The following is a 20,904-nucleotide window of genomic DNA, read 5'->3' as shown; positions in this document are numbered from 1 at the left end:
TTACCTCTTATTTAGCGCGATGAAGTCTTAAAAGTTTAACATTTTATTGTGAGAAATTATCTTATTGAAATTGGAAATTTGGGAAAATAAAAATTTAACATCATGAAAAGCTATTATTCTTTAAGAAATGCAATGATTGTATTACTTATTACAACCATGTCATTTCAACTTAATGCACAAATAAAAAAGACTGCCGAAGTTGAAGGTATTACAGAATACGTTTTGGATAACGGATTGAAAGTCTTATTGTTTCCAGATAATTCTGCCCAAACCATTACCGTTAACATTACATATTTAGTAGGTTCAAAACATGAAGGTTATGGTGAGAAAGGTATGGCGCACTTACTTGAGCATATGGTTTTTAAAGGTACGCCAAACCATCCTGATATTCCTAAGGAACTTACCGAACGCGGCGCGAGACCTAATGGAACTACGTACTACGACAGAACTAATTATTTTGAAACATTTAACGCCACTGATGACAACCTAGAATGGGCATTGGATTTGGAAGCAGACCGAATGTTGAATTCTTACATTGCCAAGGAAGATCTAGAATCTGAATTTTCAGTTGTGAGAAATGAGTTTGAAAGTGGAGAGAATTCCACTGGAAATGTTTTGCGATTAAAAGTAATCAATACAGCCTATTTATGGCATAATTATGGAAATCCGACTATTGGTAATCGTTCAGATATTGAGCGTGTTCCAATTGAGAATTTGCAAGCGTTTTATAAAAAGTATTATCGTCCAGCTAATGCGGTGTTAATGATAACGGGTAAATTTGAAAAAGATAAAACCCTAGAGCTTATTGAGGATAAGTTTGGCGATTTAAAAAATCCAAGCACACCTTTAAATGATGTGCCAACCATAGAACCTGCTCAAGATGGCGAACGTAGGGTAGAGTTAAGTCGTGTTGGAGAATTGCAATTAGTATCGGCATTGTATCATTTACCAGCGGGGTCTCATGAGGATTACGCGGCTATGGCGGTTGCAGAAGAGATTTTAACTGATAATCCATCAGGAAGATTATACAAAGCTTTAGTAGATGAAAAGAAGGCTGCAAGTATGTATTCATATTCACCTTTTACAAAAGAGCCTTCGTTCTTGTATATTAATGTGAATGTGCCTTCAGAAAAATCTCTGGTTGAGGCAGAAAGTACTATGCTGAATCTTTTAGATGATTTAAAAAATAACCCAATTACTGACGAAGAGGTAAAACGTGCCAAGGCAAACCTTTTAAAGCAGTATGACCAAATAAGTAGAAATTCAGCATATTTGGGAACGTTCATGAGCGAATTTATTGGAGCTGGCGATTGGAGACTATCTTTTATTCACAGAGACAGGGTGGAAGCTGTTACAGCTGATAAAGTAAATGCAGCAGTGCAACGTTATCTTATTCCAACCAATAGAACCGTAGGTTTGTTTAAGCCAACTGAAAAACCAATTAGAGTAGAAATTGAGCATACCGAAGGCTTAGAGGAATTAGTTACCAACTATAAAGGAAAAGAAGGACTTGATGCTGGAGAAGCTTTTGATGTGTCTTACAAAAATATCCAAAACCGATTAAATTCTGGGGAACTTCAAAAAACACCTATTGAGTATGGTTTTATAAAGAAAAATAATCGTGGAAAAACGGTGAATTTATCTTTTATTATAAGAAACGGTAATGTTAATGACTTTATGAATAAAGGTAGAATAGCAAGCTATACTGCCAGAATGCTTAATAAAGGTACTACCAATAATTCTAGGCAAGAGATTGAAGATAAGTTAAGTGCTCTAAAATCTTCTATCCGTTTTTCAGGTTCTAATGGTAGAATAAGTGCAAACATTAGTACTACCGAGGAACACCTAATGGAGACTGTAGCATTAATGACGGATATGTTAAAAAATCCAGCGTTTAATGAAGCAGAATTAGAAAAATTAAAAACAGCTGACCTCGCAAATATTGAGCGCAATAAAACAGAACCTCAGTTTTTAGCAAGTAAGAAATTAAGCAGTCTAAATCAGCATTATGAAAAAGGTCATCCATTGTATGCGCCATCCATAGAAGATGATATTGAAAATATAAATGCAGCGACGGTAGATGCCTTAAAAGATTATTACAAAGAGTTTTACGGTATTTCTGATAATGCTACATTGGTTGCTATAGGTAACATTGATGAAGAAGCGTTAAAGACTTACTTTGAAACAGAGTTTGCTGATTTTAAAGTGAATAAACCTTATGAGCCGATTTCAGATCCTTACAGATTGAATAAAGCGGTTAATGAGAAAATAAAAACACCAGACAAGAAAAATGCTATCAGTATTGGTTTGATGTCTTTTGAAGGTAGTCAAGTTGATGAAGATTATGCGGCATTGCAAGTAGCAAGCACAATATTTGGAGGCGGTGTTTTAAACTCTAGAATTAGTACAAGATTAAGGCAAAAAGATGGTGTGAGCTACGGTGCTGGTGGTTACGTTAATTCAGATAGAGATCCTAAAGATGCTAAATCTTCAATTTTAGTATATGCTATTTATGCACCTGAAAATGCAAGCAAGGTTCAAAAAGGATTTAATGAAGAAATAGACCGTTTTATTAAAGATGGTATCACAGAGGAGGAGTTAAAAGTTGCTGTGACAAACTGGGTGCAAGGACAAAGCGTATCAAGGGCAAAGGATAATGAGTTGTCAGGAACCATAAACAATAATCTGTACTTTGATAGAGATATGATGTTCTATAAAAAAATTGAAGATAGAGTAACTTCTTTGACTGTTGAGGATGTAAATAAGGTAATTAAAAAATACTTTAAACCTTTTGATGAATGGACGGTAGTGAATGCGGGAGATTTTGAAAAGGCACCGGAAATTAAGAACGAGACAAAAGTGGATTAATCAATAGTCTACTTAAAATAAAAAGCCAAATCAAAAAGATTTGGCTTTTTTTGTCAATATAGAAGAGCTATTGCTGATATACTTGCCCTCGATGTGGTTTTAAAGCATCTCTTACAGGTTTCATTTCATCTTCAACTACTACCATAAAAGCTATGGCGTGTAATTCATTAACAGATTCAAAACCAGTAATATTCAAAGAAATATGTTGGGCATTAATATATTCCTTTAAATGGATTTCATGATGCTCCGCAATTTTTAAGGCATCTGGCCCACGAAAATCCCAAATTAGCTTTAGTTGTCGCATAAGGTGTAGAATTGATAGTCAAAGGTCTAAAATTTGAAGTAAAGTCCCATTAAAAACTTAAAATAAAATCCCTTTATTTACGTTTGTTAACACAACTTGTTTTAAAGCTATATATTAGTATTTTTGTATCCGTTGATTAATAATATCCTACTATGAAATTAAAGTCTCTTGTCTTAATAATTTTATTACTTTCTATAAGTTTCGGATTTGCCCAAGTACAACATAAAGATGTATTGTTTACTGTTGCAGATGAACCTGTATACGTTTCAGAATTTTTAAGGGTTTATAATAAGAATCTCAATTTGGTTCAGGACGAATCTCAAAAAGACATTGAAGAATACCTTAAGTTGTTTGTAAACTATAAATTAAAGCTAAAAGAAGCTAAGGCACAAGGTTTACACAAAAAGTCTACCTACCAAAGAGAGCTGGGAACTTACAAAAAGCAATTGGCAAAAAACTATATGACAGACGCTGATGTAAATGATGCGTTGGTTAGGGAAGCTTATGAACACATGACTAAAGATATAAATGCAAATCATATATTGGTTCGGGTAGCACACGACGCCAACCCAGAAGACACATTAGCTGCATATAACAGGATTGAAGATTTAAGATTGCGTGTTCTGAACGACGGTTTTGAAACAACCAGAAAACAAGTGCATAATGGTGAGACGGTTTTTGGTGAAGAATTGGGATGGTTTTCTGCTTTTAAAATGGTGTACGAGTTTGAAAAAGCGGCATATCAAACCTCAGTTGGAGAAATTTCTCAACCCTTTAGAACGGGATTTGGTTATCACATTATTAAAGTTTTGGATAAGCGCAAAGCAAGAGGGGAGCGAACGGTGAAACATATAATGATAAGGCCAAAAGAGAACGATACTGTTTTTGATGCCGAAAAGCGTATACGTGAGATTCATAAAAAAATTCAACAAGGAGAGGAGTTTGAAGCTTTGGCTAAGGAGTTTTCAGATGACAAGAACTCAGCACCACGAGGTGGTCTACTTAAGGCATTTTCCAGTGGACAATTAAGCGTGCCAGAATTTGAAGATATCGCATTTGGACTACAAAATGAAGGAGATATTTCGAAACCAGTGAAAACTGAATTTGGCTGGCATATTATTAAACTAGTAAATGCTAAACCCATTGGTGCTTTTGAAGAAATAAAGCCAGAGCTGGAACAAAAAGTAAAAAGAGATTCACGTTCAAAATTGATTGAGAAAGCATTAATTTCAAAGTTAAAAGAAAAGTATGATATTGCAGATAAGATACCAGATTTAAGTTATTTCGTCTCAATATTAAATGAAGATTTTTATCAACGTACATGGAAATTACCTGAGGATTTTAAAGGCGATGTCCCTTTGTTAAAGATTGGTGATAAGCAATTAACTAATGCGGATTTTGCAGATATGTTGTTGTCTCAACAAAAACGCATTATAGGAAAGAAAAGCTTTGATAAGATAGTGATTGATGCCTACACCTCGTTTTTAAACTCAAATTTAAAGCAGTATCAAGAAGAAAATCTTGAAAATGAAAATGAAGATTATGCGCATATCTTAAGTGAGTATAGAGATGGGTTGTTGTTATTTGATTTGATGGAGAGCACGATTTGGGAAGCAGCTAAAGCAGATTCTATAGAGGTTGAAAAATTCTATGTAAAAAATAAGGAAAACTATGTTTTACCTGTTAGGGTTTATGCTGAGGTAGCATCTTCTAACAGTAAAAAAGTAATAAAGAAAGTAGCTAAACTCATGGAAAAAAACATGGCTGCTGAAGACATTAAAGCATTGGTAAATACTAATGGAGAAATTAATGTAATTTTCACTACCGACACCATGGATGTAAGCCATCAAGCATTACCAAAAACGTTTGAAATGGAGAAAGGCGTTTCAAAAGTATATAAACACAACAATGGTTTTATTGTAGCAAATGTTTCAGAAGTATTACCTAAGAAGCAAAAACCATACGAAGACGTTAAAGGACTGGTGATGAGCGATTACCAAACGTATAAAGAAGATATTTGGTTGGAAGAGCTTAAAAATAAGTATAAAGTGGTCATTAATAATGATGCTTTAAAGAGAGTTAAAGCTGATGTTAAATAATAATTGTGAGCACAAAATCCCTCAACATAATCCTTATAGTACTTCTAATAGTGTCCTGCGATATTTTTAGAAATACTGATGATAGAAAACCTATCGCTAGGGTAAATGACAGTTACCTTTATGAAGATGATTTAGAGGGTTTGGTGTCTGAAGGGGTTACTGGCGAGGATAGTACTTTGATAGTCCAAAATTTTATAAAGGAATGGGCAACAGAGCAACTTTTAGTTGGTGGTGCCCAAATAAATCTAAGTGAAGAAAAACAGGAGAACTTTAATAAACTGATTGTACAATACAAAAACGATCTATTTAGTAAAGCCTATTTGGAAGCACTAGTGAAAAAAAATCTAGATACTACGGTCAGCAATGAAGAGGCCGACACCTACTATGAAGCAAATAAAGATGTGTTTAAGCTGAACGAAGAGCTTATAAAATTTAGATACATCCACGTTGATGAAAATATTATAGATTTCAGCAACATTAAAGAGCGATTTAGACGTTTTGAAGAAGATGATAAAACAGCATTAGATTCTATTGCAATCCAATTTAAATCCTACTCACTTAATGATTCTATTTGGGTTAAAATGAGTCAGGTTATTTCGAAGATTCCAGGAGTGAATTCAGAAAACAAAAATCAACTGTTAAAAAAATCTAATTTTGTGCAACTCAAAGATTCATTAGGAGTATATTTGATGCAAGTTAATGATGTATTGCTGCGTAATGATACTGCGCCGTTAGAGTATGTAAAACCAACAATTAATCAAATTGTTATCAACAAACGTAAGTTGGAACTGATAAAAAAATTAGAAAAAGATATTACAAAAGATGCCATTAAAAACAAGGAATTTGAAATTTATAATTAGCCTTTTATCACTTTTGATGTTTGTTGGAATAATACAGGCTCAAGAGATTATTGAAGACAAGCCAATTGAGGCAGAAAAGGAAATAGAAGAGAAAGCTAATGATTCTACTTCGGCGTTTAAACCTGTAAAAGTTGATGGTGTTGCTGGAGTAGTTGGAGATTATATTGTGCTAAATTCTGATATTGATAAAGAATTTTTACAATTACAGGCTTCTGGAGTGGATACCAAAAATATTACCAGATGTCAACTTTTTGGTAAGCTTTTAGAGAACAAATTGTATGCACATCATGCCATTCAAGACAGTATTTTAGTTTCTGATGCAGAAGTTAGAAATAACGTTGAGTATCAAATTCAGCAATTTTTAGCTCAGGTAAATGGAGATATGGATCGATTGTTATCCATTTATAATAAAGAAAGTGAAGAGAGCCTGAGGGATGAAATGTTTAAAACCAATAAGGACATGATGTTGTCCCAACGTATGCAGGCCAAGGTAATTGAGGAAATTGAAATAACTCCAGAGGAAGTAAGACAGTTTTTTAATAAAATACCGAAGGAAGATCGTCCAAATTTTGGTACAGAATTAAAAGTGGCACAAATTGTAGTGGAGCCAAAGGTATCTGAAGAAGAAAAACAGCGAGTTATCAATCAGCTAAAACAATTTAAGGCCGATGTTGAAGAGAATGGTGCTAGCTTTAGATCAAAAGTCATCCTATACGGTCAAGACCCTGGTATCAAACAATCGGGCTATAAATATACACTGAATAGAAAAAAACCAAGAATGGTAAAGGAGTTTAGGGAAGCTGCATTTTCCCTACAAGAAGGCGAGGTTTCAGAACCTTTTGAGACTGATTTTGGATTCCATATTGTGTATTGTGAAAAAATTAGAGGTCAAGAGTATGATGTGAGTCATGTACTTTTAATCCCAGAAGTATCAAGTGAAGCGGTCATTGAAGCTAAGGAGAAACTTGAGAAAGTAAGACAGCAAATCGTTGATGGTGAAATTACCTTTGCCGAAGCTGCTAAGGAAATAAGCGATGATTCTGTAACGAGATTAGATGGAGGACAATTGATAAATCCTGAGACCCAAGATTATAACTTTGAATTAACAAGAATGGATCCTGAATTATATTCTCAAATTCAAGATTTGAAAGACGGAGAGGTAAGTCAAGTAGTTGGGGAAACAGATAGATCAAATAAACTTAAATTTAAGATTCTTACGGTTTCTGACAGAGTGGAAGATCACGAGGCTGATTATGCAAGAGACTTTTTAAAGATAAAAGAGTTGGCCTTAAACGAAAAGAAAATTAAAGCAATAGAAGATTGGCAAGCTGAAAAAATTGATGATACCTACATTAAAATAACAGGGAATATGAGAGCTTGTGAATTTTCTAGTAACTGGTTAAAAAAATAAAAGTTTATGTCTGACGTAGCTGCAGTAGAACAGTTTGTAAAAAAATATAAAGACTTAAAACAAGAGATAGCTAAGGTTATTGTTGGACAAGATGATGTTGTAAACCAAATTTTGATATCTGTTTTTTCTGGTGGTCACTCTTTGCTTATTGGTGTTCCTGGATTAGCCAAAACCTTGATGGTAAATACAATTGCACAAGCACTGGGGCTGGATTTTAAGCGCATTCAATTTACGCCAGATTTAATGCCAAGTGATATTTTAGGGAGTGAAATTCTTGATGAAGACCGTCACTTTAAATTTGTAAAGGGGCCTATTTTCGCCAATATTATTTTAGCGGACGAAATAAATAGAACCCCTCCAAAAACACAGGCAGCTTTGTTAGAGGCGATGCAAGAACGCGCCGTTACGGTTGCAGGTCATCACTATAAATTGGACTTACCATACTTTGTGTTGGCCACACAAAATCCTATTGAGCAAGAAGGAACGTATCCTTTACCAGAAGCGCAATTAGATCGTTTTATGTTTGCTATTAATTTAGAATATCCTTCATTTCAAGAAGAGGTAGAAGTGGTGAAAGCAACAACAAATGATGTAAAAGTTAAAGTAAATGCATTGTTTACAGCAGAGGAAATTTTAGAGTTTCAACATGTTATTAGAAGAATTCCTGTAGCTGATAATGTAATAGAGTACGCTGTGGCTATGGTGGGTAAAACAAGACCTAATGGTTCAACAGCTCCAGACTTGGTAAAACAATATATCGATTGGGGTGCGGGACCAAGAGCATCTCAAAACTTAATTTTAGCGGCAAAAACACACGCAGCTATCAATGGAAAGTTTTCTCCAGATAATGAAGATGTGCAAGCTGTTGCTTCAAGTGTGCTAAGACACAGAATTATCAAAAACTACAAAGCTGAAGCTGAGGGTATTTCAGAATATCAAGTGATAAAGAGCTTATTCTAGTTCATCACGTTTTAAATTTTTAGAAATAAACCCGTCTTTCAAATTTTCACTTCTTAATTCAGGAATATACTTGTAGTAAGTTTTTATATACTCCACCTGTTGTTGGTTAACACAAGGTAAATCGCCATCTCCGGTACCCCAAAAGAAAACTTCTTCACCAGGAGAGTTAAAATCAAAACCGTCAATATTAACTTCAGAAAATGTAGTTACTGTTTTTGTGTTTTTTTCTGGTATTACAATGTTTTTAGGTTTGAAATTACTGAAAGACATTGCAAACTGATTGGACGTAAAGACATTGAGATTCAAAGGAATGAATATAGGAATAACGCTTAAACCTATAGAGAAGTAAGCGAGATACAAACCAAGTTTTCGCGATTTAAAAACTGTAATGAATATCTGAAGTGAGAAAATTAAGATAAACACAAAAAAGAAACGGTATTGCGGTGAGTTTAACCAAACGATTATAAATTGAAGAATGCCAAGAGCATAAATTATGAAAAGTGATTTTTTGTTTTTACGCTTCCAAATAAAAACCGGAAAGATTGCCAACAGTAATAAAAATAATTTGTTGAATAATCCATGAAGTTTTGGAATTTGCAACCAATATTTTAGTTTTTCAAAAAAGCTAAAAGAGGACGTGTCAATGTTGTTAAAACCGGATTGGTACGTACCAGTTTGATAAAGTTGTAATAACTCTTTGGGTAGTTTCCAATCTGCTCCAAAAATATCAAATGCCGATGTTGGATATAGCAAATACCCAGAAATTGTATAATTCTTAAATAGAAACAATACAAGTATAACGGCGCATAAAACCCCATACCTTAGGCTTTGTGCTTTCAAGGTTTTAAAGTGTTTCAAAAATAGTATCAATACTAAAAGGGCTATAACGAGCATGGTCACTTTTATAAAGCACAAAAAGAGTACTACGGACAGTAATATTTTAAACTTGCTAGCTGTTATATTATAATAGTTTACAATGAACTCATAAGCCACATAGGGTGTCAATAAAAAGATAGCCAAATCTGGAGAAGGCGCGTTTACAAATTGCATAAAAAATAAACTGAAGACCAGTACAAGTCCTAAGAAATAATCCTGAACATTAGAATTGTTATTCAACTTTTCAATAAAAAGAAACCCCAATACGATAAAAAGAAACCCATTAATATCATTGAAATAATTAGAAATAAAAGAAAAACTAAATCCAGCTTGTAGCGTATGCCATGAGGAGTTTTGCCCTAGGAAGATGTGTAAGTTGGCAAGACCTTTTACATAGCCAAATTCATTTATCCACTTAATGGTTTGTATGTAATAGGATTCATTGTCAATTAAATAGGGCTTAGTAGCACTTTGTGCAAGCACTACGAAAAACAATAATAGATATAAGGCTTTATAAGAATTTTTTAAACTACTTAAAGTTTGTAAAACAAGCTTTAAGTAGCGCTTTATATCACTTCTAAACCAAAAGTACAGCGCACAAGTCAGCAAAAAAATACCAATGTAATATTCAATATTGATTCGAAAAAAAAATGCAATAAAGCTGGTTAAGGTGGTATAAAGAAATAACCCTAAAACCAGATGGATTGCAAAATGACAATCAGTAATTTTAAAAAGTTTTCGAAAAACAAACCCAAAATTCAGGCAGGTTATGGCAATATAAATCCAGGTTAATAGAATAAGAAGCATTCTGCTGTTAGGTTTTTACCAAAGGTATATATAAATCGCAAATCTTAAATTATTAATTCATTAGAAATACTTGCGTACAGGTAAAGAAAATACAATCATATGCTCAAATAATAGCGGGATAGTAAATAAGTATCAATACTACTTGTTACTTACTGTTTCTTTTTAAAACTTTGTATTAATTTCGTAATTTGCGAGACTGAAAAAAATAACAAACCTTAAAAAATTTTATATGGCATTTGACATTGAAATGATACGAGGAGTTTACTCCACAATGGCCGAACGAGTTGATAAAGCACGTGAGGTTGTTGGAAAGCCACTAACGCTTTCTGAAAAAATATTATATAATCACTTATGGGATGGTACGCCAACCAAGGCATTTGTAAGAGGAAAGGATTATGTTGATTTTGCTCCCGATAGAATTGCATGTCAAGATGCTACCGCGCAAATGGCGTTATTGCAGTTTATGCAAGCTGGAAAAGATAAAGTTGCTGTACCAACTACGGTACATTGTGACCACTTAATCCAGGCTAAGGAAGGTGCCGCAACAGATTTAAAACATGCTAATACGGTAAGTAGTGAGGTGTTTGATTTCTTAGAATCTGTATCTAATAAATATGGTATCGGGTTTTGGAAACCTGGTGCAGGTATTATCCATCAAGTAGTTTTGGAAAACTATGCCTTTCCAGGAGGTATGATGATTGGAACTGACTCACACACAGTTAACGCTGGTGGTTTAGGAATGGTAGCTATTGGTGTTGGTGGTGCTGATGCTGTTGATGTAATGGCTGGTATGGCTTGGGAATTAAAGTTTCCAAAACTAATAGGCGTGAAGTTAACAGGTAAATTATCTGGATGGACAGCACCTAAAGATGTTATTTTAAAAGTAGCTGAAATACTAACTGTTAAAGGTGGTACTGGTGCTATTGTAGAATATTTTGGACCGGGTGCATTGTCTATGTCTTGTACAGGAAAAGGAACCATCTGTAACATGGGTGCTGAAATAGGTGCAACTACATCTACATTTGGTTATGATGATTCTATGGAGCGCTATTTAAGAGCAACAGATAGAGAGGATGTTGCCGATGCTGCTAACGAAGTTAAAGCACATTTAACAGCAGATCCAGAGGTTTACGAAAATCCAGAGCAATATTTTGATCAGGTTATTGAAATTAATTTATCAGAATTAGGTCCATTGTTAAACGGGCCGTTTACTCCAGATTTATCTACTACAGTAGGTTCAGCAATGACGAAAAAGGCTACCGATAATGAATGGCCAATAAAAGTGGAGTGGGGATTAATAGGGTCTTGTACCAATTCCTCTTACGAAGATTTGTCAAGAGCGTCATCCATAGCACAACAAGCCCTAGATAAAGGATTAAAAACAAAAGCAGAATTTGGTATCAATCCAGGTTCAGAGCAAGTACGTTATACCGCCGAACGTGATGGTATCCTTCAAGTATTCGAGAAATTAGATGCTAAGATTTTTACCAATGCATGTGGACCATGTATCGGACAATGGGCAAGATATTCAGACCCAAAAAATGCACCAAAAAACAGTATTGTACATTCTTTTAATAGAAACTTTGCGAAACGTGCCGATGGTAACCCAAACACGCACGCTTTTGTAGCTTCTCCTGAAATTACTGCAGCTATTGCTATTGCAGGCCGTTTAGATTTCAATCCGATGACGGACAAATTAATCAACGAAAATGGAGAAGAAGTAATGCTTGATGAACCAACAGGATGGGAGTTACCACCTAAAGGTTTTGATGTAAAGGAAAATGGTTATTTAGCGCCAGAAGAAGATGGAAGTCACGTAAATGTGGTGGTGAAGGACGATTCAGAACGTTTACAGCTACTAACTCCTTTTGAGCCTCTAGGCGATTCTATCACAGGAGCAAAACTCTTGATAAAAGCTTTTGGAAAATGTACTACCGACCATATTTCTATGGCAGGTCCATGGTTACGTTTCAGAGGACATTTAGATAACATTGCCAACAACACCTTAATTGGTGCGGTAAATACCTTTAATAAAAAGACAAACTTTGTTAAAAACCAATTAACTGGGGAATACGGTGGTGTGCCAGATGTACAACGCGCGTATAAAGCTAAAGGCATTAAAACCGTTGTGGTTGGAGATCACAATTATGGCGAAGGTTCTTCAAGAGAGCACGCTGCAATGCAACCGCGTCACTTAGGTGTGGCTGCCGTAATTGTAAAGTCGTTCGCGCGTATCCACGAAACCAACCTTAAAAAACAAGGTATGTTGGGCTTAACGTTTGCCAACGAATCAGATTACGATTTAATTCAAGAAGATGATACCTTCAACTTCCTAGATTTAAACGAATTTGCACCAGATAAGCAGTTAACTCTAGAAGTTGTGCATGCCGATGGTAGTAAAGATACCATCAAGTTAAACCATACCTATAACGATGCACAAATCGCTTGGTATAACGAGGGTTCTGCGCTTAACTTAATCAAGAAGCAAAACGCTTAGTTTTAATTAAATATTTGCATTTAAAAATCCAGCTAAAAAAGCTGGATTTTTAGTTTTAATAATTGAGTTAATGGTTTAGCTTGATTATTTAAAACATACTTTTTCGCTGCTAATTTGATTTCAATGGCGTATTCAACCAATAATCTGAAAGGTTATCAAAGGGGGCTATAGGTTGATTTTTAAAAATCGGTTTGTTTTTTAGCATGAAAAATGGATCTACTGGTTTAGAAGAATTTAGTTTAAGTTCTTGAACAAAAAACTCTCTATATTGATTGTAATTTGCATATTCCCTGTGGTTTACAATATTGCCATTTATATCTTTTATCTTTTTGATTTCTATAATTATATCGTTTTCAATGTTTTTATTTGAAGACTTCATTTCCCTAGAGCTCAAAAGCAATTTTTTATTTAAATACAAAACTACTTTATCTTTATTAACTTTTATACTATCAATTTTCAGTTTTTTGTCTCTGTACCGTAATTTATAATTACTTTTTTTTAACGCATTTTTTTGAGATAAAATATTATTAAAAGTTATCTCAAAACTATTAAAAATGATTTCATAGGTATTAGAAATAGGATCAAATCTTTTTGTGTAATTAACCTCTGTACTAATTGTAGTAAATTTTGGATTTTGCAACACTTCAAATGTGTTATTAAAAGAAATATAGCTTAAATACATTTTATCTTCTTTTAACTGGTATTCTAAAATGATTTCATATTGTAGTTTTCCAAAATTCTGTTCTTCAGTATCTTGTTTCTTTTTAGATTTATTAGATTTTCTGCTGTCATAAACAGCGTATTGCATTTTATAAATTTTAAAATCACCTTTACTTATGTAAATTTTACCTTTCACTACAACGTGTTCTATGGCTTTATATATATCTATACAGTAAAGCGCAATATTGTTAATTGAAGTGTCTGGTAATCGCTTAATTTGGTGGTTTTTAACAAAATTAAAGTCAAATCGATTTACAAAATCATAGGTGTCAATGCTATAGTTGCGTATTGCATCGTGCGCTCGTAAAATAGTAAATTCATTTCCATTTTGGTTGCGTATATTAAAGCTAGAGGAAATTGTTTTTTCACCTTTTTTAAAATCATAAGGCCTACTGGCAATTAGATCAGTTGGAAAAGTAGTATTCTTTTTGTATTGATATATTCTTGTTTGAGTTTCATTAAAATCGATAGCTGCAAAACCTGGGTCAAACACTTCCATGATGGCTTCGTTCAGATTTAAATAATCTCCTTCTTTTATTTGATAATCCCTGTAATACCCTATATAAGAATATGGTGTAAACTGATAATTTTCTGGTATTTTATCTAATGCTAAATTGAAAATTTCTAATGCACTTTTTCTTTCTCTTCTTTTCTTAGAAGCAACTACAACCACTTCACTTAGTATTTCTGTTTTTTCAGCTAATGTTATAATATTAATTATGTTCTTATCAAAGTTCGATAATGAAACTTCTTTAGTAGCAAATCCTATAGAAGAAATTACTAGAGTATCATTTAATGTTTGTAGTTCATAAGGAATTTTAAATCCTCCATCTATATTAGATATTAACCCTTTAGCTTTATTTTTAATCAATATAGTTGCATAAGGTAACGGAGTTTTATCTTTAGCATTTATTAATCTACAATTAAACAACCCGTTTTCTTGACTATTAATTACATTGGTAAATAATATTAGGACTAATAAAAAGAATAAACTTGTTTTTCTTACAATTGAAAACATCTAATTTTAAGTTGAATTTTGGTTAACCAAATATTGCTTAATCTAAAACAAATTTCGTTTTATTAGGCTTAGTTGGACACTAAACTAAGTTATCTTTTTTTTCTGATAAAGACAAACTATGAACTTAATAGCAATTGTTATTTTAAAAGAAATTTTCAATAAATTATTTTAATCCAAAAACGTCAAAACCTTATTTTTACAAAAACTTCAAGAATGAATTCCAGACAAGACCAACTGAAAGCCTTTGATAGATTACTAACTATAATGGACGAGTTGCGAGAACAATGCCCGTGGGACAAAAAGCAAACCATGGAAACGCTACGACACCTTACTATTGAAGAAACTTACGAGTTGGGTGATGCTATTTTGGATAATGACTTGGAAGAGGTGAAGAAAGAATTGGGAGATGTACTATTACACATAGTATTCTACTCAAAAATAGGTAGCGAAACCAAGGATTTTGATATCGCTGATGTGTGTCATGAAATTTGTGAGAAGCTTATTAGCAGGCATCCGCATATTTACGGTGATGTTGATGTGGAAAATGAAGACGATGTAAAACGCAACTGGGAAAATTTAAAACTTAAAGAAGGTAAAAAAAGCGTGTTGGAAGGCGTTCCTAAAAGTTTACCTGCCTTGGTTAAAGCTAACCGTATTCAAGAAAAAGTTGCTGGTATAGGGTTTGATTGGGAAAAGCCAGAACAGGTATGGGAAAAGGTTCAGGAAGAGTTACAAGAATTAAATGCTGAAGTTGAAATGGGAAATGCTAATCGTATTGAGAGTGAATTTGGTGATGTGATGTTCTCTATGGTTAATTATGCAAGGTTCCTAAATATCAACCCTGAAAATGCTTTAGAGCGCACCAATAAAAAATTTACTAAACGCTTTCAGTATTTAGAAGATAAGACAAAAGCTCTCAATAAACAGCTTAAAGAAATGACCTTAGCTGAAATGGATATATTTTGGGAAGAGGCAAAGCAGCTTCAAAAATAGAAAATCTTCGATTTGCAAATTCTAATAAAAGGAAGAAGTAAAGACGTTATAGAGCATGAAAATTACTAAGCAACATATTAAAAATTTGATTTTTCTCGGTGTAGCCGCTTTGTTCATTATACCACAGACAAGGAAGCCAATTCAGGTGCTTGTAAATAGAGGATTGGCATTATTTAGTCCCTCAACGATTGAGGCTTCAAAGCAACAGCATATAGGTGAAATTGATTGGGTTTTAATTGATATTAATGGAGAAGGGCTAAATTTTAGAGATACTAAAGGCAAAGTGGTACTTATCAATTTTTGGGCAACATGGTGTCCACCGTGTATTGCAGAAATGCCCAGTATGGATAAGCTTTATGCAGACTACAGTAATAAAATAGAGTTCCTTTTTGTATCTGATGAAAAACAAGAGGTGATTAAAAAGTTTTTAAACAAAAACGAGTACAATTTTAACGTATATAAGCCTGTTACAAAATATCCAGAGGTATTTGATGTAGGAGGTATTCCGCGAACATTTTTGATTGATACTAATGGAAATATAATCATTGACAAAACAGGTGCTGCAAATTGGAACAGTGAAACCGTACGTGAAACTATTGATAAACTATTGGTAGCAGAAACAAACTAAAGCGTCTTAAAAAAAGCTTTGATAAAACTCCATGAGAAAAGCGAACTCATAATTTTCAGTTCTTCCGCAAATGTAGATTCTTCATCCAAAAACCGCAACATGGTTGCAATACTATTTTTATCATAAAACTGTTGAAAAATCCATTCGCCCTTATGGTTTTCGTCTTTTATGACCTTCAAAAACACTTTATCGTAAAATTTATATTTGTTTTTAAACAAGTTTGCCGAGGGTGCCCGGTTTGCCTTTACGTTTTCTATTATTTTGACTACTTTTTTTTCGGTGTGCTTAAACGAATACCCTGTGGATGGCTTAACCCAACCACCTCCTGTACCAATTTTTGTGATGCTGTTAGTATTGTAACTGTCAAAAGGAAACGTAGTCATTGGGATGTTACCTTTTTCAGATGCTATAATTTTATAGTCGTCAATTTTTAGATAATCATTAATATATTGTGCGATGTAGCTATCATATATGGCTTCGTCAACTGTATGCTCAGTAAAATAAGTAAACTCAATAAGGGCTTCATGTTTTGAGAATGGCAACACATAAGTAAACGTGGTTTGCGGGCCATCCTTCAATCTATAATCCATCATGGTGAAGTGGTCTTCATCAAAAATAGCACTGTTAGTTTTAATAACAATACCTTTAAAATGCTGATTGATTTTAATGCTTTCTGAATCTTGATAAAAGGCATCGGGAACTCTACTATCAAATACGTGGTTTGCGGTAAAATGAGATGCCACAGTAGTTACAAGAACGTTTTCATCTTCAACTAGAGAAACTACTTCATCTATTAAAAAGTGGATATTGTTACATTTCTGCAATGTTGATTTAGCGTAGTTATAAAAATCAATGGCCTTTATAGATTTGTAGGCGTAAGGGGCAAGCTCTAAATCAATTGTTTTTTCAGAAGTAAAAATTTTAGCTTTTCTCCATGATTTATAGGGTAAATCACGCCATTGTGAGGGCTCGGTTTCCCAAAAGCTCCATGTTTTATCATCAACTTCTTTTGTTGACGGATCAATGAGTGCTATTTGCTTGTCATCAAAAAAAGCATCGGAGGCCATTTTTAAAGCCAACTGCAAACCAGCCAAACCATTTCCAATAATGATGTAGTCGAAATGGGAGCCATTCACCATTTCTATTTATTTTCTTTTGAAGTATTTAAAAGGAACAAAAAGCATCCCAAAGCATTCGCCATCGGTTTTTCCAAGGTGTTTGTGATGAATTTTATGCGCTCTACGTACGCCGCGAGCATACCAATTATTAGCATTTCTAAACATTTTAAAACGCTGATGGATAAAAATATCATGTACTAAGAAGTATGATAAACCGTAAGCGAATATTCCTAAGCCAATGGGTAGCCCAGGCCAAAAGCCGTAATATCTCCAAAGTAGAAAAAAACCAATACTTACTACGGCATAAAAAATAAAAAACAAGTCGTTGCGTTCAAACCAACTATCGTGGTCTTTATGATGATGGTCTCTATGTAAACTCCATAAAAACCCATGCATAATGTATTTATGGGTAAACCACGCCATAAATTCCATAAAGCAATAAGTGCCTAAAAACACTAATATCCAATACACAATTTGCATAGTATAAAATTACATTAAATTTAATTGATATTTTACATAACTGCGCGCCAAAAGTTCAATTTTTTTAGGATTGGAAACTCTAATGCGCGTATCTTTAATTCTTAAAGCAGGCGTCTTTTTTAATTTTTTTAAAAGCTGACTGTAATAACGGTAAGCCATAAACACACCAAATTTAGCTTCCATTGGTAGTTTCTTAATACCGCTCAAGCCTTTTTCAAAATCACTTTCTATATCATCAATAATTTGCTGTTTGGAATTTTCATCTAAGTTGTCCAAATCTACATTTGGAAAATAGCTTCTGTTTAACTCCGTAAAATCAGCCTTCAAATCTCTTAAGAAATTCACTTTTTGAAAAGCAGACCCCAAGGACATAGCGGAATCTTTCAATTCATTATATTTTTCGTCATCGCCGTTTACAAATACTTTCAAGCACATTAGGCCAACCACATCTGCAGAACCATAAATATATGCTTTGTATTCGTCATCAGAAAGGTAGTCTTTCTTATGTAAATCCAATCGCATACTCTCCATAAAGGCATCAACCATGCTTTTATCAATGTTAAATTTATGATATGTGTGCTGAAATGAATTTAAAATAGGATTGAGACTTATCTTATCCTTAAGTGCATTTTCTAAATCTGAGGAGAAACGTTTAAATAAATCTTCTTTATCATAGTTGTGAAAAGAATCTACGATCTCATCGGCAAACCTCACAAACCCGTAGATATTATATATATGCATTCTAATGGAGTTCGATAGCATTTTGGTGGCTAACGAAAATGATGTACTGTAATTTTTTGTTACTACTTTACTGCAATTGTATGAAACGGTATCAAATAATGCTTTCATATTATTGATTATGGTATTTATTAATAAGTTGCGCTACTAACTTTCCAGAAATTAGCGATGGCGGTACTCCAGGTCCAGGGACAGTGAGTTGACCAGTGAAATAAAGGTTTTTTACCTTTTTGCTTTTTAACTTTGGCCTTAGAAAGGCAGTTTGGGAAAGCGTATTTGCCATCCCATATGCGTTTCCTTTATAAGAATTATACTCTTTAATAAAATCCTTAACACAAAAGGATTCTTTAAATATAATACTATTTGAAATATCTTGCTGCGTTAATTTTTTAAATCGCGACATAATGATGTCGAAATATTGTGCTCTAATTTCATCAGTATCTTCAATGCCTGGGGCAATAGGTATTAAGAAAAAACCGGTTTCACAATCTTTAGGAGCCATTGATGTATCTGTAACAGATGGAAAATTTGCGTAAAACAATGGGTCTTTAGGCCATTGGGGATTATCATAAATTTCCTCAGCATGTGTTTCAAAACTTGTATCAAAAAATAAGTTATGGTGCTCGATATTTTTTAACTTTTTATTGAACCCAACATAAAACAATAGGGAAGAAGGGGCAAAGGTTTTTTTAGACCAATATGTTTCAGAATACTGTCTGAAAGCTTCATCAAGTAAAGTTTCAGAATGGTGGTAATCTGCGCCACTTAGAACAATATCAAACGTTTTAATTTCCCCGTTTACTTTAATTGAGGTAGCAGTTTTTTGCTCTACATTTATTTTTTCTACTGCACTATTGGTATATATTTTTACGCCTAAACCCTCAGCAAGGGATTTCATTGCCTTAATGACTTCGTACATACCACCTCTGGGGTGCCATGTACCTAGACCAAAATCGGCATAGTTCATAAAGCTATAAAATGAGGGTGTGTTACTGGGTTTTGCACCTAAGAAAAGTACTGGAAATTCCAGAGTTGAAATTAATTTGGGATTTTTAAATTTTTTCCGAACATCGCCACTAATGGTTTTAAAAAATTGATCTACACGAGTTGCAGTTTCGGGTGTTACTAATTCAAAAGGTGAAATGCCAGGTTTTAAAACTACTTTGTTTATGGCAATATCATAATTGGTTGCAGCTTTGTCAATAAATTGCCTTAGTGGCTTAGAACTACCAGGTTCAATACGCTCAAACTCTGTACATATTTTGTCCATGGTGTCTCCAATCGTGATAATCTCATCTTTGAAGAAAATTTTATAAGCAGGACTAAGCTTGTCTAACTGGTAATAGTCTGAGGTTGATTTTCCAAAATCATTAAAAAACTTTTCGAAGATGTCTGGCATCCAATACCAACTTGGACCTATGTCAAAGGTAAAGCCGTCTTTTTTTAATTGTCTTGCGCGACCACCAACGGTACTATTTTTTTCAAATACAGATACGTCAAAACCGTATTGCTTTAAGTAACTACTGGCAGAAAGCGCAGAGAATCCAGAACCTATTATAGCGATTGTTTTCTTCATTGTTTAACAAATATAAGTAAAAGTTAAACAAGAATAAGTGAAATTATAAATCTTTAACTAAATTTTCGATGGAATCACATATTTTCACCCGTTCAGGCAAATGCGTGTTTTCATCTAAGGCCGATAATTTTGGGCCTAAAAGCAACAAGTCAATTTTAGAATTATCAAGTAATAATTCACTAAAATCATTTAAATAATCTGGAATTTCCTCAATTTCAGGTTTTACAGTAAAATATGTAATGAAAGTTATTTGGTCAAAAAATTCTAAGACACTTACTAAACTTGCCATAGGAACGCTTTCCCCTAGGAAAATAGTGTGATAGCCTTTACTTCTTAATTGATAGTTAATAAATAAAAGACCAATGTCGTGCACTTCATTATCTGGCAGAAATAAAATAAAAGTTTTTGAAACGGGTTTAGGCTCTAAACTTTGAAGCCTTTCGATATTTAATAATATTTTTTGTTTTATGTGTGATGTTAAAAAGTGCTCATGGGCTGGTGTTATCGTATCTGTTTGCCACAAAAGCCCAATTTCGTTCAATAGCGGCAGAAAAATATCATAGAAAATATCATTGAAGGATTTATTTTCTATAAGATTATTATATGTATTGTAAAATAATACCTGATCAAAATTAAGCATTGAAAGCTTAAATGCATTGATAGCATGATCTTCTACCTTAGCTCTTGAAGCTATTTCTCTTACCTTTATGGGGATTTCTTCATCACTGAGTTGTGCAATTTTAGATATTTTATATCCACTATTATTCAAAAAGGAAATGTTAAGTAGCTTTTGTAAGCTAGCCAAGCTGTAATTTCTGATATTGGTATCCGACCTATTTGGCTGTAGCAAATTATATCGCTTTTCCCATATGCGTATAGTATGAGCCTTTATTCCTGTTAAGTTTTCAAGGTCTTTAATACTAAAATTAACTTGTATATTGTTCATCAAAA

The 20,904-nt window shown here is 33.6% G+C and carries 16 protein-coding genes; 8 read left to right on the top strand and 8 right to left on the bottom strand.

Annotation, left to right across the window (positions count from 1 at the left end; genetic code table 11):
• Window positions 1-102 precede the first annotated feature (102 nt).
• The gene (locus tag EYD45_RS05415) at window positions 103-2,868 is read left to right on the top strand and encodes a M16 family metallopeptidase (RefSeq protein WP_130963363.1); all 2,766 of its coding nucleotides are present in this window, start codon (window positions 103-105) and stop codon (window positions 2,866-2,868) included.
• Between the two features lie 67 nt (window positions 2,869-2,935).
• Here the strand turns inward: EYD45_RS05415 and EYD45_RS05410 are convergent, their stop codons facing one another.
• Window positions 2,936-3,172 carry a hypothetical protein gene (locus tag EYD45_RS05410; protein ID WP_130963361.1) on the bottom strand — a complete coding sequence of 79 codons (237 nt, stop codon included), beginning with the start codon at window positions 3,170-3,172 and terminating at the stop codon, window positions 2,936-2,938.
• A gap of 152 nt (window positions 3,173-3,324) precedes the next feature.
• Here EYD45_RS05410 and EYD45_RS05405 point away from each other — a divergent pair, with 152 nt between their 5' ends.
• Genes EYD45_RS05405 through EYD45_RS05390 form a run of 4 tightly spaced genes read left to right on the top strand, consistent with a single transcriptional unit; the run spans window position 3,325 to window position 8,502 of the window.
• Window positions 3,325-5,271, top strand: a complete 1,947-nt coding sequence (locus EYD45_RS05405; RefSeq protein WP_130963359.1) for a peptidylprolyl isomerase — start codon at window positions 3,325-3,327, stop codon at window positions 5,269-5,271.
• Complete coding sequence (locus EYD45_RS05400; RefSeq protein ID WP_130963357.1) at window positions 5,271-6,131, top strand: peptidyl-prolyl cis-trans isomerase; 861 nt, start codon at window positions 5,271-5,273, stop codon at window positions 6,129-6,131. The genes EYD45_RS05405 and EYD45_RS05400 overlap by 1 nt, the downstream gene beginning before the upstream one ends.
• Window positions 6,115-7,542 carry a peptidylprolyl isomerase gene (locus EYD45_RS05395; RefSeq protein WP_317127929.1) on the top strand — a complete coding sequence of 476 codons (1,428 nt, stop codon included), beginning with the start codon at window positions 6,115-6,117 and terminating at the stop codon, window positions 7,540-7,542. The genes EYD45_RS05400 and EYD45_RS05395 overlap by 17 nt, the downstream gene beginning before the upstream one ends.
• 6 nt (window positions 7,543-7,548) lie before the next feature.
• Complete coding sequence (locus EYD45_RS05390; RefSeq protein WP_130963354.1) at window positions 7,549-8,502, top strand: AAA family ATPase; 954 nt, start codon at window positions 7,549-7,551, stop codon at window positions 8,500-8,502.
• Here the strand turns inward: EYD45_RS05390 and EYD45_RS05385 are convergent.
• Window positions 8,494-10,185: an LIC_10190 family membrane protein gene (locus EYD45_RS05385; protein ID WP_130963352.1), complete on the bottom strand. Its 1,692-nt coding sequence runs from the start codon at window positions 10,183-10,185 to the stop codon at window positions 8,494-8,496. The two genes, EYD45_RS05390 and EYD45_RS05385, sit on opposite strands and share 9 nt — an antisense overlap.
• A gap of 229 nt (window positions 10,186-10,414) precedes the next feature.
• On the opposite strand from EYD45_RS05385, the gene EYD45_RS05380 reads away from it, so the two are divergent.
• Complete coding sequence (locus EYD45_RS05380) at window positions 10,415-12,682, top strand: aconitate hydratase (protein WP_130963350.1); 2,268 nt, start codon at window positions 10,415-10,417, stop codon at window positions 12,680-12,682.
• Between the two features lie 109 nt (window positions 12,683-12,791).
• Here EYD45_RS05380 and EYD45_RS05375 read toward each other — a convergent pair whose 3' ends face one another.
• Window positions 12,792-14,420 carry a carboxypeptidase-like regulatory domain-containing protein gene (locus EYD45_RS05375; protein WP_130963348.1) on the bottom strand — a complete coding sequence of 543 codons (1,629 nt, stop codon included), beginning with the start codon at window positions 14,418-14,420 and terminating at the stop codon, window positions 12,792-12,794.
• A 213-nt stretch (window positions 14,421-14,633) separates the two neighbouring features.
• Between EYD45_RS05375 and mazG the strand changes: the two genes are divergently transcribed.
• The gene (gene mazG, locus EYD45_RS05370) at window positions 14,634-15,413 is read left to right on the top strand and encodes a nucleoside triphosphate pyrophosphohydrolase (RefSeq protein ID WP_130963347.1); all 780 of its coding nucleotides are present in this window, start codon (window positions 14,634-14,636) and stop codon (window positions 15,411-15,413) included.
• Between the two features lie 55 nt (window positions 15,414-15,468).
• A complete protein-coding gene (locus EYD45_RS05365; RefSeq protein WP_130963345.1) occupies window positions 15,469-16,041 on the top strand; it encodes a TlpA family protein disulfide reductase in 573 nt (190 codons plus the stop codon).
• Here the strand turns inward: EYD45_RS05365 and EYD45_RS05360 are convergent.
• From EYD45_RS05360 to EYD45_RS05340, 5 genes are read right to left on the bottom strand one after another with little or no spacing between them, the layout of a single operon-like run.
• Window positions 16,038-17,180 (bottom strand): lycopene cyclase family protein, encoded by a 1,143-nt coding sequence (locus EYD45_RS05360; RefSeq protein ID WP_130963343.1) that lies wholly within the window; start codon window positions 17,178-17,180, stop codon window positions 16,038-16,040. The two genes, EYD45_RS05365 and EYD45_RS05360, sit on opposite strands and share 4 nt — an antisense overlap.
• Before the next feature lie 6 nt (window positions 17,181-17,186).
• Window positions 17,187-17,639 carry a sterol desaturase family protein gene (locus EYD45_RS05355; RefSeq protein WP_130963341.1) on the bottom strand — a complete coding sequence of 151 codons (453 nt, stop codon included), beginning with the start codon at window positions 17,637-17,639 and terminating at the stop codon, window positions 17,187-17,189.
• Between the two features lie 9 nt (window positions 17,640-17,648).
• Window positions 17,649-18,488 (bottom strand): phytoene/squalene synthase family protein, encoded by an 840-nt coding sequence (locus EYD45_RS05350; RefSeq protein ID WP_130963339.1) that lies wholly within the window; start codon window positions 18,486-18,488, stop codon window positions 17,649-17,651.
• 1 nt (window position 18,489) lies between these two features.
• Complete coding sequence (locus tag EYD45_RS05345; RefSeq protein WP_130963338.1) at window positions 18,490-19,953, bottom strand: phytoene desaturase family protein; 1,464 nt, start codon at window positions 19,951-19,953, stop codon at window positions 18,490-18,492.
• 43 nt (window positions 19,954-19,996) lie between these two features.
• Window positions 19,997-20,899 (bottom strand): MerR family transcriptional regulator, encoded by a 903-nt coding sequence (locus EYD45_RS05340; protein WP_130963336.1) that lies wholly within the window; start codon window positions 20,897-20,899, stop codon window positions 19,997-19,999.
• Between the last annotated feature and the right edge of the window lie 5 nt (window positions 20,900-20,904).

It is taken from the genome of Hyunsoonleella flava (genome assembly GCF_004310325.1).
GTDB classification, from domain to species: domain Bacteria; phylum Bacteroidota; class Bacteroidia; order Flavobacteriales; family Flavobacteriaceae; genus Jejuia; species Jejuia flava.
This window is presented reverse-complemented; position numbering and strand designations above follow the sequence as displayed.